The organism is Streptomyces roseus, assembly GCF_001044425.1.
Classification (GTDB): Bacteria; Actinomycetota; Actinomycetes; order Streptomycetales; family Streptomycetaceae; genus Streptomyces; species Streptomyces roseus.
On record NZ_LFML01000052.1, the window covers coordinates 1 to 14,512 of the forward strand.

At 72.6% G+C, this 14,512-nt stretch carries 12 protein-coding genes, 3 tRNA genes and 1 pseudogene; 8 read left to right on the forward strand and 8 right to left on the reverse strand.

The window, feature by feature from the left end; translation table 11 throughout:
* Positions 1 to 88: 88 nt before the first annotated feature.
* The 3 genes from ACS04_RS13720 to ACS04_RS13730 all read left to right on the forward strand — a co-directional run bounded on the left by ACS04_RS13720 (position 89) and on the right by ACS04_RS13730 (position 4,496).
* Positions 89 to 1,702 (forward strand): M48 family metalloprotease, encoded by a 1,614-nt coding sequence (locus tag ACS04_RS13720; protein WP_048476873.1) that lies wholly within the window; start codon positions 89 to 91, stop codon positions 1,700 to 1,702.
* A 204-nt stretch (positions 1,703 to 1,906) separates the two neighbouring features.
* On the forward strand, positions 1,907 to 3,403 hold the full coding sequence (locus ACS04_RS13725; RefSeq protein ID WP_048476874.1) for a N,N-dimethylformamidase beta subunit family domain-containing protein: 1,497 nt from the start codon (positions 1,907 to 1,909) through the stop codon (positions 3,401 to 3,403).
* Between the two features lie 190 nt (positions 3,404 to 3,593).
* Positions 3,594 to 4,496, forward strand: coding sequence for a phosphoribosylaminoimidazolesuccinocarboxamide synthase (locus ACS04_RS13730; protein WP_048476875.1), 903 nt, complete (start codon positions 3,594 to 3,596; stop codon positions 4,494 to 4,496).
* A 182-nt stretch (positions 4,497 to 4,678) separates the two neighbouring features.
* On the opposite strand, the gene ACS04_RS13735 is transcribed toward ACS04_RS13730, so the two are convergent.
* From ACS04_RS13735 to ACS04_RS13760, 6 genes are all read right to left on the reverse strand, one after another.
* Positions 4,679 to 4,754: transfer RNA gene (locus ACS04_RS13735), tRNA-Gly, on the reverse strand.
* 24 nt (positions 4,755 to 4,778) lie between these two features.
* Positions 4,779 to 5,390, reverse strand: coding sequence for a response regulator transcription factor (locus tag ACS04_RS13740; protein WP_048476876.1), 612 nt, complete (start codon positions 5,388 to 5,390; stop codon positions 4,779 to 4,781).
* Positions 5,387 to 6,613, reverse strand: coding sequence for a sensor histidine kinase (locus ACS04_RS13745; protein ID WP_048476877.1), 1,227 nt, complete (start codon positions 6,611 to 6,613; stop codon positions 5,387 to 5,389). The genes ACS04_RS13740 and ACS04_RS13745 overlap by 4 nt, the downstream gene beginning before the upstream one ends.
* Positions 6,614 to 6,684: 71 nt before the next feature.
* Positions 6,685 to 6,757 (reverse strand) — tRNA-Gly (locus tag ACS04_RS13750).
* Between the two features lie 81 nt (positions 6,758 to 6,838).
* Positions 6,839 to 6,910: transfer RNA gene (locus ACS04_RS13755), tRNA-Gly, on the reverse strand.
* 177 nt (positions 6,911 to 7,087) lie between these two features.
* Positions 7,088 to 7,405: a histone-like nucleoid-structuring protein Lsr2 gene (locus tag ACS04_RS13760; protein WP_030292364.1), complete on the reverse strand. Its 318-nt coding sequence runs from the start codon at positions 7,403 to 7,405 to the stop codon at positions 7,088 to 7,090.
* A 346-nt stretch (positions 7,406 to 7,751) separates the two neighbouring features.
* Between ACS04_RS13760 and purS the strand changes: the two genes are divergently transcribed.
* The 5 genes and pseudogenes from purS to ACS04_RS13785 all read left to right on the forward strand — a co-directional run bounded on the left by purS (position 7,752) and on the right by ACS04_RS13785 (position 12,785).
* The gene (purS, locus tag ACS04_RS13765; protein ID WP_008740952.1) at positions 7,752 to 8,003 is read left to right on the forward strand and encodes a phosphoribosylformylglycinamidine synthase subunit PurS; all 252 of its coding nucleotides are present in this window, start codon (positions 7,752 to 7,754) and stop codon (positions 8,001 to 8,003) included.
* Positions 8,004 to 8,005: 2 nt separating this feature from the next.
* Complete coding sequence (purQ, locus tag ACS04_RS13770) at positions 8,006 to 8,686, forward strand: phosphoribosylformylglycinamidine synthase subunit PurQ (protein ID WP_048476878.1); 681 nt, start codon at positions 8,006 to 8,008, stop codon at positions 8,684 to 8,686.
* Positions 8,683 to 10,955, forward strand: a pseudogene (gene purL, locus ACS04_RS13775) (phosphoribosylformylglycinamidine synthase subunit PurL). Before purQ ends, purL begins: the two are co-directional and overlap by 4 nt.
* Positions 10,956 to 11,083: 128 nt before the next feature.
* The gene (locus ACS04_RS13780; RefSeq protein WP_048476879.1) at positions 11,084 to 11,875 is read left to right on the forward strand and encodes a maleylpyruvate isomerase family mycothiol-dependent enzyme; all 792 of its coding nucleotides are present in this window, start codon (positions 11,084 to 11,086) and stop codon (positions 11,873 to 11,875) included.
* A 97-nt stretch (positions 11,876 to 11,972) separates the two neighbouring features.
* Positions 11,973 to 12,785 (forward strand): META domain-containing protein, encoded by an 813-nt coding sequence (locus ACS04_RS13785; protein ID WP_048476880.1) that lies wholly within the window; start codon positions 11,973 to 11,975, stop codon positions 12,783 to 12,785.
* Between the two features lie 22 nt (positions 12,786 to 12,807).
* Here ACS04_RS13785 and ACS04_RS13790 read toward each other — a convergent pair whose 3' ends face one another.
* Complete coding sequence (locus tag ACS04_RS13790) at positions 12,808 to 14,232, reverse strand: sulfatase-like hydrolase/transferase (protein WP_048476881.1); 1,425 nt, start codon at positions 14,230 to 14,232, stop codon at positions 12,808 to 12,810.
* A 115-nt stretch (positions 14,233 to 14,347) separates the two neighbouring features.
* Positions 14,348 to 14,443, reverse strand: a complete 96-nt coding sequence (locus ACS04_RS40405; protein ID WP_350325720.1) for a putative leader peptide — start codon at positions 14,441 to 14,443, stop codon at positions 14,348 to 14,350.
* Positions 14,444 to 14,512 lie beyond the last annotated feature (69 nt).

Genomic DNA, 14,512 nt, shown 5'->3' on the forward strand with positions numbered 1-14,512 from the left:
GGCCCACCGGCATTGCGATGTCAGTGGGGGGTGTCACAGTGGGGGAGTGAGCAAAACCGCCGCAGGGCAGAGGGGGTGAGGTCCGGCCGTGTCCGGAACGGGTTCGATCGTGGAAGGGGGCGCGCCGTCCGCGCGTTCCCGGGCCCTGGCCGTGCTGCGGGTGCGCAGCCGGGCGCTGGCCCTCGGGGTGCTGCCCGCCGCCCTCGCGGTGGTGCTGGTGAGTGCCCGGCTGACGGGCCGGCTGGCCGGTGACCCCTGGCCCGCGGTGACGGTCGCCGTGTGCGTGGTCGCCGCCCTGGTGCTGCTCGTCGGCGGGGTGTTCGCCGCGGTGGTGCTGCGGGCGAGCCCGGCCGTGACGCCGACGGTGCCGCTGCCGGAGTCCGCCGCGCCCGACCTGTACCGGATGGTGCGGGATCTGGCCGACCGGATGGACGTGCCTGCGCCCTCGGCGATAGCCCTGACGCCGGACTGCGACAGCTGGCTGGAGGACCGTACGCATGCGGCCCACCGGCGCGCCGGCATATCGGGCGGGCGCGAGGTGGAGCCGGGCGCGGCCCCCGTGCTGGTGATCGGCTCGCCGTTCCTGTGGTGGATGCGGGTCGCCGAACTGCGGGCGGTCCTGGCGCCGGTCGTCGCCGGTACGGGTCCCTCCGCGCATCCGGACATAGCCGACGCCCGGAACTTCGTGCGCGGGCTCGACGCCGCGGTGGACGTGGGCAGCCGGCCCGGCCTCGGCTGGATCGGGCGCCCGGCCCGGCTGCTGCTGAGGTTGTGCCAGGTGGACGCGGCCGAGATGGAGCGCGGGGTCGCGGCCGCGGCCTCGGACCGCGCACAGGGTGTGGACTACGGGCTGCGCATCGTCGCCCAGGAGCAGGTCGGCCTCGCCTACGCGGGCTGGGACCGGCTGCTGACCAGGGTCGCCCTGCCCGCCTGGCGGATGGGCCGCTGGCCGGCGCACCTCGACGCCGGGGTGGTCTCCGCGCTGACCGAGCTGTCCCGGCGGGACCGGCTGGCCGAGGGCTACACCTCCCGGCTCGGCGAGCGGCCCGCCTGTGACCTGCTGGAGCGGCCCGGGGTGATCGACGAAGCGGCTTCGCTGCTGGCCGCCCGGCTGTTCCACGGCGGTCCGGCCAAGGCCGGACCGGACTGGTCGCCGGTGGAGTGGGCCGCCTATCCGGAGGAGGTCGTCGACCGCAAATGGCGTGCGGAGGCGACCCGGCTGCACGAGGCGCTGGACGCCCTCGCCGTGCCCCCCGGCCCGGGCCCGACGCTGGACCGGGTACTGGGCTATCTCACGGACGCCGCCGGAGAGGGCGCGGCCGGCGAGGCGCTGGCCGGCCGGCTCAGTGGCGACCTGGCCCGGGAAGAGCGCTGCACGGGTGCGGCCGGGAGCGGTGCGGGCGCCCCGGTGGCGCGCGGGGCGGACGCGGTGCCGCTGTTCCCCCTCCAGCCGCCCCGCAGCGGGCGGGACCTCCTCGCCGACCACGTGACGGCTATGGTGTGCGCCGCCGCCGTCGACTCGGCCGACGCCGCGCCGGGGCTGGACTGGCTCGACGGCCCGGTCCTCCTGGTCGACGGCGTACGGCGCGCGGACCTCGCCCCCCGGGTGCTGAGCCTGGTGGAGGACGGGGACCCGGAGCCCCTGCGCGACTGGCTCGCCGAGATCGGCGTACGCCCGGAGAAGCCGGTCCGGCTGGTCTGACCGTTCCGCCCGCGGCGGCACGCCCCCCAATCCCGGCCGACCCGGGCCGGGCGGACGCGGCACTCCACGACTCCGGATGTGGCGAACGGTGACGGAATGAGTGCGTTATGTGATGTGCTGGGACCGGTAGCGGTTCGATGTCCGGAAACCGAGCCGTGACGGCGTGTTCAGAGTCCGTTCGGGGGAGTGAGGGAGGGGAGCGACATGAGTGGTGCGGACCAGATCCGGCGGTGGGAATCAGGTGCGCTCGCGCACGCGGTGAACGACCCCTTCGGCCAGGGCCCGCTGCCGTGGTTCCGGGGCAGCGAGCTCTACTTCGACGACACCGGCCACGTCGTGCCCTGGTACGTGGACCCGGCGCTCGCCGACCCCGAGCTCGCCCCCGGCCGGATCCCCCGCGCCCGCGGCAACGGCGGCCCGCGCACCGCCGACGACGTGCACCGGCAGATCAAGGGCTTCGCCTCCACCGGAGCCGTCGCCCCCGGCGAGGCCATCGACTTCCACATCACCGTGGACCCGCCCCAGCAGTTCTCCGTCGACGTCTACCGCATCGGCCACTACGGCGGCGACGGCGCCTCCAAGATCACCACCAGCCCCCGGCTCTCGGGCATCGTCCAGCCGGCCCCGCTGACCGCCGACCGCACCGTCTCCTGCCACCACTGGTGGCTCTCCTGGCGGCTCCAGGTCCCCTCCTACTGGAGCGTCGGCGCGTACGTCGCCGTCCTCACCACCGCCGACGGGTACCGGTCGCACATCCCCTTCACCGTCCGCGACGACCACCCCGCCGATCTCCTCCTCCTGCTGCCCGACATCACCTGGCAGGCCTACAACCTCTACCCCGAGGACGGCCGGACCGGCGCGAGCCTCTACCACGCCTGGGACGAGGAGGGCCGGCTGCTCGGCGAGCGGGACGCGGCCACCACGGTCTCCTTCGACCGGCCCTACGCCGGCGCCGGGCTGCCCCTGCACGTGGGCCACGCCTACGACTTCGTCCGCTGGGCCGAGCGCTACGGCTACGACATCGCCTACGCCGACACCCGCGATCTGCACGCGGGCCGCGTCGACCCCACCCGCTACCGCGGCCTGGTCTTCCCCGGCCACGACGAGTACTGGTCGGCTCCCATGCGCCGCACCGTCGAGCGCGCCCGCGACCACGGCACCTCGCTCGTCTTCCTCTCCGCCAACACCATGTACTGGCAGGTCGAGCTGGGCCCCTCCCCCTCCGGGGTCGACGACCGGCTCCTCACCTGCCGAAAACGCCGCGGCCCCGGCCGCCCCAGCCTCTGGCGCGAGGTCGACCGCCCGGAGCAGCAGCTGCTCGGCATCCAGTACGCGGGGCGGGTCCCCGAGCCCGCGCCCCTGATCGTGCGCAATGCCACGCACTGGCTCTGGGAGTCCACCGGCGCCGCCGAGAACGACGAGCTCCCCGGCCTGGTCGCCGGCGAGGCCGACCGGTACTTCCCGCGCACCCAGCTCCCCGAGCACCAGGACCGGATCCTGCTCGCGCACTCCCCGTACCGGGACGGCGAGGGCGCCAAGCGCCACCAGGAGACCTCCCTGTACCGGGCCCCGAGCGGTGCGCTGGTCTTCGCGTCGGGCACCTTCGCCTGGTCCCCCGCACTGGACCGCCCCGGCCACATCGACGAGCGGGTCCAGCGGGCCACCTCGAACCTCCTCGACCGGATCTGCAAGCGGGACTGAGCCGGGGACCGGGGCAGGGCAGGGCTCGACCGGGCCGGGCCCGTCACGGCCGGGCCCGTCACGGCCGGGCCCGTTACCGCAGGGCCGGACGGGGGCCCGACGCGGGAGCGGCCGGGCACCCCTGTGGCCGGGCACGGGCCCCCGTGCGGGAGAATGGGGCTGCGCTCGTACAGAACCACAGGGAGACCCCGTGTCCGGATTCGTCGAAAAGCCCGAGCCGGTTCAGGTGCCCGGCCTCGTCCACCTCCACACCGGCAAGGTGCGCGACCTCTACAGCGACGGCGACGGCAACCTCGTCATGGTCGCCAGCGACCGCATGTCCGCCTACGACTGGGTGCTCCCCACCGAGATCCCGGACAAGGGCCGCGTCCTGACCCAGCTCTCCCTCTGGTGGTTCGACCAGCTGCGGGACCTCGTCCCGAACCACGTGATCGGCACGGACCTGCCTGCGGGCGCGCCCGCCGACTGGGCCGGCCGCACGCTGGTCTGCAAGAGCCTCGACATGGTCCCGGTCGAGTGCGTGGCCCGCGGCTACCTCACCGGCTCCGGCCTCGCCGAGTACGAGAAGACCCGTACGGTCTGCGGGCTCGCCCTCCCCGAGGGGCTCGTGGACGGCTCCGAGCTGCCCGCCCCGATCTTCACCCCGGCCGCCAAGGCCGCCGTCGGCGAGCACGACGAGAACGTCTCGTACGAGGAGGTGGCGCGCACCACCGGCGCCGAGACGGCGGCGCTGCTGCGCCAGACCACCCTGGCCGTGTACGGCCGGGCCCGGGACATCGCCCGCGAGCGCGGGATCATCCTGGCGGACACCAAGTTCGAGTTCGGCTTCGACGGGGACGGCACGCTCGTCGCCGGCGACGAGGTGCTGACCCCGGACTCCTCCCGCTTCTGGCCGGCCGACCAGTGGGAGCCGGGCCGCGCCCAGCCCTCCTACGACAAGCAGTTCGTCCGCGACTGGCTCACCTCCCCCGCCTCCGGCTGGGACCGCAGGGGCGAACTCCCGCCGCCGGCCCTTCCGCAGGAGGTCGTCGAGCAGACCAGCGCCAAGTACATCGAGGCGTACGAGCGGCTCACCGGCCTCGCCTGGACCTGACGCCGTCGTCCCGGGCCCCGACCCGCGGGCCCGGGACACGGCGGCAAACGGCGTCCCCGGAAACGGCGTCCCCGGAAACGGCGGCCCGGGCCGCGGCGGTCCCACCCGGGCCCCTGGTCCCGCCCCGGACGCGGCCCGGGACACGAAGAAGCCCCCGGTCACAGGACCGGGGGCTTCTTCGATGGAGCGGACAACGCGACTCGAACGCGCGACATCCACCTTGGCAAGGTGGTGCTCTACCAACTGAGCTATGTCCGCAGGTGCGCCGTAGCGCGAGAACCACTATACCCAACCTCGCTCGCGTGCGAGACGCACTGCCGTGTGACGGTTCTCTGCGCCCAGCTTGTTCGCCGCCGAGGACAGGTAGTTCCGTACCGTCCCCGGCGAAAGCGAGGCCCGCTCGGCGATCTCCGCGATCGGCGCCCCGTCCCCCGCGAGTTCCAGCACCTCGGCCTCGCGCGCGGTCAGCGGGGAGTCCCCCGCGCTGATCGCGTCGGCCGCCAACTCCGGGTCCACATAACGCCCTCCGGCGTGCACGGTGCGGATCAGCTCGGCCAGCCGCTGCGCCGACACCGTCTTCGGCGCGAAGGCCCGCACCCCCGCGGCCAGGGCCCGCTTCAGGTGCCCGGGACGCCCGTGGCTCGTCACGATCATGGTCTGGCAGCCGGGGAGTTCGGCCCGCAGCGCTGTGGCGACGCTCACACCGTCCGCCCCCGGCATCTGCAGGTCCAGCACCGCCACGTCCGGCCGGTGGGCGCGCGCCATCGCGAGGGCCTCCGGTCCCGAGGCCGCCTCCGCGACGACGAGCAGATCGTCCTCCAGGGCCAGCAGTGCGGCGAGCGCGCCGCGGATCAGGTGCTCGTCGTCGGCCAGCAGTACGCGTACGGGGGTCATGCCCGTGCCTCCGGTCCTCGCCCTTGCCCGCCCGGGATCCGGGCCGTCAGCCGGAACCGGCCGTCACCGACCGGGCCGGCCTCCAAGGCGCCGTCCAGGGCCGCGAGCCGCTCCCGCAGGCCCGCGAGGCCCGAGCCCGGCGGTCCGGCCAGCACCTCGGGGGCCCCGTCGTTCTCCACCACCAGGGTCAGCGCGCCCGACTCGGGCGCCGTGAGGCTGATCACACAGCTGCGGGCGTCCCCGTGCCGCAGCACGTTGGTGGTCGCCTCCCGGACCACCCAGCCCAGCGCCGACTGCACTTCGGGCCGCAGCGCCCGGCCGGCCCGCACCTCGACGCGGCAGTCCATCCCGGCCGCGCTGAGCACCCCGCGGGCGCCCTCCAGTTCCACGGTGAGATCCGCCTCCCGGTAGCCGCGTACGACGTCCCGCACCTCGCGCTGCGACTCGCGGGCGATCCGCTGGACCTCGATCATCTGGTCCACGGCCTCCGGGCGTTCGCGCCGGGCCAGCTGGACGGCCAGCTCGCTCTTGAGCGCGATCACCGCCAGGTTGCGGCCCATCACGTCGTGCAGGTCCCGCCCGAAGCGCAGCCGCTCCTCGGCCACGGCGAGCTGGGCCTGGAGTTCCCTGGCCCGGTCCAGCTCGTACACCGTCTTCAGCAGCCAGGCGGAGAATCCGCAGGCCAGGACCAGCAGGCCGCAGGTGAGGAGGACGCCGACCCCGTAGCCGGCCGCCTCCCCGGCGGGGTGGCCCACCGCCAGCGCCACGGCCGCCGCAGCGGCCCCCGCGGCCGGGGCCACGCACAGCATGTGCCGCACCCGGGTCAGGACCAGCGTCAGGGAACCGGCGGCGAACGCGACCGTGTTGACCGCGAGGGTGGGGGCGACGCCCGCGTGGGAGACGGCGCCGAACGAGCGCAGGACCAGGACGGCGACCGACAGGACGGCGGTCAGCGCGAGGAGGGCCGCCGCGAGCCGTACGGGGCGCTCGCGCCGGCCGAGCACCCAGTCCAGCGCCTTGGAGGACACGACTCCGCACAGCGCGATCTGTGCGCACAGGGGCAGGAGCAGGGCGCCGGTGACGAGATCGGGGCCCTGGGGGACGAGGCCGAAGAACACCGCGCAGGATTCGAGGAGCACGAAGAAGTGGAACGACCAGCGGGTGTAGAGCTCGACCTTCGCCGCACTGCTGCGGTTCTTCCACCACCCCGTCAGTTTCGACATGCCCCCGGCCCCCCGATGGTTGAACACATACGACAAAGGCCCTGATCAATGATCAGGGCCTTTGCACGCTGAGCGGACGACGCGACTCGAACGCGCGACATCCACCTTGGCAAGGTGGTGCTCTACCAACTGAGCTACGTCCGCATGCTTGCTCCGGCATGAATGCCGTCGCGATGCGTGCATCACTCTACCCGATCCACCGGAGTGGTCGGTAAAGCGTTGCAGAGCGGGTGACAGGGATCGCACACTGCGCCTTCCCCCTGGAAGGGGGATGTTCTGCTACTGAACTACACCCGCACGACCTTCGGGGCTTTGACCTGCGGCCTCGCCCCTCGGCGTGATCCACACACTAGCGGACCGGAGGGGGTGGATGGCAAATCGGCTCCCGCCGGGCCCCGTTAGCGGACCTCCGTCGGCGCCGGGCCGGGCCCCGCAGGCCCCCGGCCCGGCCGCCCCGCAGAGACCGCGCAGACCTCAGTGGGCCTCGTTGTACGCCGCGTACACGCGCTTGGGGATGCGGCCGCGCGGCGGCACGTCGAGGTCGTTGGACCGGGCCCAGGCGCGGACGACCGCCGGGTCGGGGGCCAGGGAGGTGTGCTTGTACGTCTTCCCGGAACGCGCCTGCCGGCGTCCGGCGGCCACGAAGGGCGCGAGGCTCTTCCGCAGTTTCTTTGCGTTGGCCAGATTGAGGTCGATCTCGTACGACTTACCGTCCAGGCCGAACGTGACCGTCTCCGCCGCTTCCCCGCCGTCGATGTCGTCGGAGATCGTGACTACTACGCGCTGCGCCACGGATATCGGTCCCTTCGCGCGACGCCGCCCACCCGTGGGACGTGCGGTGATGTCGCCTGTGTGGATGTTTCGGAGCAATGCATGATTCCGCCCCGGATCGTGCGGTGAAAAATGCCGCTCTTCCGGTGGAATCCTTTGTACCGCGATTCCCATTGCATTGCGAAGCCCAGTTAATTGTCTCCGCGTGTCCCGCCGCAATGCCGGGTGCGTGGTTTTCCGGTGGATTTTGCGAAGCGTTGGTGAAGCGAAACGGGGCGCCGGTTGTCCCCGGAGGATATCTACCCGCGTAGAAATTTCGGCCGGGTACGCTGATGGAACCGCCTTTGCACCAACCACCTCATCGGGAGTGCCAGTGGCACGCGTCGTAGTCGACGTCATGCTCAAGCCGGAGATCCTCGACCCCCAGGGCCAGGCGGTGCAGCGTGCACTACCGCGCCTGGGCTTCGAGGGCATCGCCGACGTCCGCCAGGGGAAGCGCTTCGAGCTGGAAGTGGAGGGACCGGTCGACCAGGCCGCCCTCGACCGCATCCACAAGATGGCCGAAACGTTCCTCGCCAACACCGTCATCGAAGACTTCACCGTGAAGGTCGAGGCCTGAGGGTGACCACTCGCATCGGAGTCGTCACGTTCCCCGGAACGCTCGACGACCGTGACTCGCTGCGCGCCGTGCGCCTCGCGGGAGCCGAGCCCGTCTCGCTGTGGCACCGCGACAAGGACCTGCACCAGGTCGACGCGGTCGTCCTCGCGGGCGGCTTCTCCTACGGGGACTACCTGCGCGCCGGAGCCATCTCCCGGTTCTCGCCGGTGATGGAGACCATCATCGAGCAGGCCAAGGCCGGGATGCCCGTCCTCGGCATCTGCAACGGCTTCCAGGTCCTCACCGAGGCCCACCTGCTGCCGGGGGCGATGCTCCGGAACAACCACCTGCACTTCATCTGCCGCGACCAGAAGCTGCGGGTGGAGAACGCGGAGACCGCGTGGACCGGCGACTACGCCGCCGGCCAGGAGATCTCCGTACCGCTCAAGAACATGGACGGCCGGTACGTCGCCGACGAGCGCGTCCTCGACGAGCTCGAAGCCGAGGGCCGCGTGGCCTTCCGGTACGTCGACGTGAACCCGAACGGTTCGCTGCGCGACATCGCCGGCATCACCAACGCCGCGGGCAACGTGGTCGGCCTCATGCCGCACCCCGAGCACGCGGTCGAGCCGCTGATCGGGACGGGCCGCACCGACGGCCTCCCGTTCTTCACCTCGGTCCTGAAGAAGCTGGTCTCCGCATGAGCCTCGACACCGTCAAGAACGCCACCGAGACCCCGGACGCCTCCCAGCCCTGGAAGGAGCTCGGCCTCAAGGAGGACGAGTACGCCCGGATCCGGGAGATCCTCGGCCGCCGCCCCACCGGCGCCGAGCTCGCCATGTACTCGGTCATGTGGTCCGAGCACTGCTCGTACAAGAGCAGCAAGGTCCACCTGAAGCAGTTCGGCGAGAAGGTCCCCGAGAACGACGCCATGCTCGTCGGCATCGGCGAGAACGCCGGCGTCGTCGACGTCGGCCAGGGGTACGCGGTCACCTTCAAGGTCGAGTCGCACAACCACCCCTCGTACATCGAGCCCTACCAGGGCGCGGCCACCGGCGTCGGCGGCATCGTCCGCGACATCCTCGCCATGGGCGCCCGCCCGGTCGCGGTCGTCGACCCGCTGCGCTTCGGCGCGGCCGACCACCCCGACACCAAGCGCGTCCTGCCGGGCGTGGTCGCGGGCATCGGCGGCTACGGCAACTGCCTGGGCCTGCCGAACATCGGCGGCGAGGTCGTCTTCGACGCCTGCTACCAGGGCAACCCGCTGGTCAACGCCGGCTGCATCGGCGTGATGAAGCACGAGGACATCCACCTCGCCAAGGCCTCGGGCCCCGGCAACAAGGTCATCCTCTACGGCGCCCGCACGGGCGGCGACGGCATCGGCGGCGTCTCGGTCCTCGCGTCCGAGACCTTCGACGCTGCGTCTGACAGTGCCGATGGCACGGGCAAGCCCAAGAAGCGCCCCGCCGTCCAGGTCGGCGACCCCTTCCAGGAGAAGCTCCTCATCGAGTGCACCCTGGAGATCTTCAAGGAGAAGCTGGTCGCGGGCATCCAGGACCTCGGCGGCGCCGGGCTCTCCTGCGCCACCTCCGAGCTGGCCTCCGCCGGCTCCGGCGGCATGCGCGTCGAGCTCGACACCGTCCCGCTGCGCGACGCGACGCTCTCGCCCGAGGAAATCCTCATGAGCGAGTCGCAGGAGCGCATGTGCGCGATCGTCGAGCCGCAGTACGTGGACCGCTTCATGGAGATCTGCGAGAAGTGGGACGTCATCGCCACCGTCATCGGTGAGGTGACCGACGGCGAGCGCCTGGAGATCTTCTGGCACGGCGAGCAGATCGTGGACGTGCCGCCGGGCACCGTCGCCCACGAGGGCCCGGTGTACCACCGCCCGTACGCGCGCCCCGAGTGGCAGGACGCCCTCCAGGCCGACGACGCGGGCAAGCTGCCCCGGCCGCAGAGCTCCGAGGAGCTGCGCGCGCAGGTCCTGGCGCTGGTCTCGTCCCCGAACCAGGCCTCGAAGTCCTGGGTCACGGACCAGTACGACCGCTTCGTCCAGGGCAACACGGTGCTCTCGCAGCCCGAGGACGCGGGCATGGTCCGCATCGACGAGGAGTCCAACCTCGGCGTGGCCATGGCCACCGACGGCAACGGCCGCTTCGCGAAGCTCGACCCGTACACGGGCGCCCAGCTCGCGCTGGCGGAGGCGTACCGCAACGTCGCCGCGACCGGCGCCAAGCCGCTCGCCATCTCCGACTGCCTCAACTTCGGGTCCCCGGAGGACCCGGGCGTCATGTGGCAGTTCGCCGAGGCCACCCGCGGTCTCGCGGACGGCTGCCTGGAGCTGGGCACCCCGGTGACCGGCGGCAACGTCTCGCTGTACAACCAGACCGGTGACATCGCGATCCACCCGACCCCGGTCGTGGCGGTCCTCGGTGTGATCGACGACGTCAACCGCCGCCGCCGATGGCGTTCGCGGAGGCCGGCCAGCTGCTGTACCTGCTGGGCGACACGGCCGAGGAGTTCGGCGGCTCGGCCTGGTCCCAGGTCGTCCACGACCACCTCGGCGGCATGCCGCCCAAGGTGGACCTGGGCCGCGAGAAGCTGCTCGGCGAGATCCTGATCTCGGCGTCCCGCGACGGCATGGTCGACGCGGCGCACGACCTGTCCGACGGCGGCGTGATCCAGGCGCTCACCGAATCCTGCCTGCGCGGCGGCAACGGTGCGCGGATCGTGGTCCCCGAGGGCCTGGACGCGTTCACCTTCCTGTTCTCCGAGTCGGCGGGCCGGGCCATCGTGGCCGTCCCGCGCAGCGAGGAGCTCCGCTTCACCGACATGTGCGGCGCGCGGGGCCTGCCCGCCACGCGCATCGGCGTGGTGGACGGCGAGGAGATCGAGATCCAGGGCGAGTTCACGATCCCGCTCGCGGAGCTGCGTACCGCGCACGAGGCGACGATCCCGGCGCTCCTCGCCTGATCACGCGCTCGTTCACGAGCCCCCGTCCGGAGACTCCTGGTCTTGCGGGCGGGGGCTCGGGCGTTGCCGGGCGCCGTCCGGTGTTGCGCGCCCGGCCGGTTGTCGGCCCCGGCGGATAAGGTCGGGCCATGCCACCCGCCAAGAAGAGGGCGCGTACCTACGACGCCGCGAAGATCCGAGCGGCCGTCATCGCGCAGTTCGGTCATGTAGCCGCCGCCGTGGGGGAATTGGGCGACGAGCAGCTCGCGCGGCCCAGCGGGGTCGGCGCGTGGAGCGTCGCCGAACTCGCCGCCCACATCGCGTGGATCGCGGACTCGCTGGCCGCCGGACTGGCCCGGCCCCCGGCCGCCGTGCCGGAACTGACCGCCGTCGAATGGCCCTTCGCCACGGCGTCCCTGGCCGGGAAGATCGCCGAGGCGGCCAAGGAGACCCTGGGGGGCGCCCCGCTGTCCGAGCTGTACGAGCGCGCCGGCACCCGCATGGGTGAGGAGCTGGCCGCGAACGCGGCCAGCCGGGTGCTGGACCTGTGGGTCGGGAACATGACCCTGGCGGACTTCCTGGTCACCCGGACCGTGGAACTCGTGGTGCACACGGACGACCTCAACCGGGCGGCGGGCCTGGACGTCCCGATCGAGCGCCAGGCCCTGGCGGCCTGCACCCGGCTGCTCGCGGACGCCCTCGCCCTGAAGGCCCCGGGCGGCTCGGTGGAGGTACGGATCCCGCCGTTCGCGGTGGTCCAGTGCATCGAGGGGCCCCGGCACACCCGCGGCACCCCGCCGAACGTGGTGGAGACGGACCCGCTGACCTGGATCCGGCTGGCCACCGGCCGTACGGACTGGGCCTCGGCCGTGGCGGACGCGCGGGTCAGGGCCAGTGGCGAGCGGGCGGACCTGTCGGCGCTGCTCCCCGTCATGAGCTGAGCAGAACCGACCCGTCATGAACCGAGGGGAACCGCCCCCGGCCCCCCCCGTCATGAGCCGAGGGGAACCGCCCGCGGGCCGGATCCGTCCCAGGGGCATGCGTACGCCACGGCACCTCCCCGCCGCCCTCGTCGCCCTCCTGACCCTGGCCGCCGCCACCGCCTGCGCCGACGGCGGTCCGCGCGGCACCCTCCCCGGCCACGGCTCGGCCGGGACCTGGTTCGTCCAGAGCCTGACCACGGGCGGGAAGACCCTCACGGCGCCGCCCGTCGCCCAGGTCCACCTCCCGCCGTCCGCGTCCGAGCAGGCCACCGGCAACTACGGCTGCAACGGGTTCACCGCGCAGGTCGCGTACGAGTCCCCGGGCGCCATCACCGTGAAACCCGGCTCCACCACCGCGATGGCCTGCGAGAACACGGAGTTCGAGACGGCCTTCGCGAAGCTGTTCACCGGCCGCCTGACGGTCGACCGGCAGGCGAACGCGCTCACCCTGAAGACCGCCGACGGGAGCACCATCGTGTTGAGCGCGGAACCCCCCGCCCCGGACGCCCCGCTCACCACCACCGCGTGGACCGTGACCTCCCTGGCCGGCGGGCAGGGCGCGGCCTCCGTACCGGCCGGGGCGGCCGGCAAGGCGGTCTTCACGATCGCCGCCGACGGCTCCGCGAGCGGCAGCCTCGGCTGCAACCGGTTCAGCGCCAAGGCCGCCGTCGACGGGCACACGCTCTCCTTCGGTCCGTTGACCAGCACCCGGATGGCCTGCGAGGGACCGGTCGGCGAGCTCGAACGGAAGCTGACCGGGCTTTTCGCCGCCTCCCCCCTCACCTGGAGCGTCAGGGGCGGGAGCCTCACCCTCACCGCCCCGGACGGTACGGGCCTGACCGCGACGGCCGGTTCGGCCGCGGAATGACCCGGGCCGGCGCCGGTTCCCGTCAGCCCGGGTACGGGAGGAGCCCCGCGTCCACCTTCTCCCAGGCCGCACGCAGCTGCGCCAGCCGGGCCGGCTCCAGAGCCGCCTTGTCGGCCTGCTCGCGGATGTCCCCGGCCAGGTCGAACAGCTGGTCCCTGCCCCCCTTGCCGCGGTAGTACTTCCAGTTCCCGCGGCGCAGGGCCCGCTCCCCGCGCACCCGCCAGAACAGGTCCCGCTCCGCGGTCTTCTCGCCGCGCAGCAGGTATCCGGCCAGGCTCACCCCGTCCAGCGGGTGGGCGGGGTCCGGGCGGGTCCCGGCCAGTTCGAGCAGGGTCGCCGTCCAGTCCGGGGTGAACACCGGGACCCGGCTGACCTGCCCGCCGTCGATCCGGGCGGGCCAGCGCACGATGTTCGGCACCCGGATCCCGCCCTCCTGGAGCGAGGCCTTGTTGCCGGAGAGCGGCCAGTTGTGGGAGAAGCGCTCGCCGCCGTTGTCGCTGGAGAAGAAGACCAGGGTGTCCTCCTCCTGGCCCGAGCGCGCCAGGGCCTTCAGGACCTCGCCGACCGAGCGGTCGAGGTCCTCGACCATCTGCTTGTACTTCTCGATCGAGCCGCCGTCCTGGTGCCACAGGGCCCGAGCGTCGCCCGCCTTGATCCGCCGCTCGATCTCGGCGCTCTCCGTCGTGTCCCCGTCGGCGATCCAGGGCCAGTGCGGGGTGGTGAAGTTGAGGTTCAGCAGCCAGGGCTTGCCGTGGTGGTCGCGGGAGACGTATTCGCTCGCGCGCTCGGTGAGGATCCGCGTGTAGTAGCGCAGGTCCTTGTACTCGGCGTCGCCCTCGTAGAGGTCGTACTCCCCGCCCAGGCCCAGCTTGGAGTAGTACTCCAGGGCCCCGCCGAAGTTCCCGAAGAACTCGTCCCAGCCCGACTTGGTGGGGCTGTAGTCGGGCAGGTAGCCGCAGTGCCACTTGCCGATCAGCGCGGTCGCGTAGCCGGAGGAGCGCAGCAGCGAGGCCAGCGTCGGGTGGGTGGGCGCCAGGCCGGCGCTCTTGTCGGCGATGGGCTCCGCGAGCCCGCCCTCGGTACGCCCCGGATAGCGGCCCGTGTAGAGGCTGAACCGGGTCGGGGAGCAGGTGGCGGAGCCGGAGTAGGCGTCGGTGAAGCGGACCCCCTGGCGGGCCAGCCGGTCCAGGTTCGGGGTCTTGATGTGCGGGGAGCCGTACGAGGACAGGTCGGCCCAGCCCAGGTCGTCGCCGAGGATGAAGAGGATGTTCGGGCGCCGCGAACGCCGGTCGCGGGCGGCACGGAACGGACGCTCGGCGGGCTCGGTCCGAGCGGTGTCGGAGGCGGCGGCCGGACCGGCTCCGAGCCCCACCGCGGCGGCCGCGGCGGTGGCTCCGACGGCCCCTCCGAACGCCCGGCGGGACAGCTTGCTGTTGTACGAAGGCACAGGTACTCCAAGGCACGGCTCGGCGGCCCGGCCCCGGGCGGGCGCGGGACGGCGCGCGGCACGGCGGGGCGGGGCTCGGCGGAGCGAAAGGGAAAAAGGGGAGGGAGAGTTGTGGCTACGCAGAACAGCGACAGATGGCGCTCGCGACACGGACCAGGTCTACGTGGCGGCGCTCGACGAGGGTGACGGAACGGTCACCGAGAGGCTGCATGAGGCGAGAGCCTGTACGAACACCTTCGTAGATGTCAACAAAGGCTCCGAATAGCGAGACGGAGTCGTG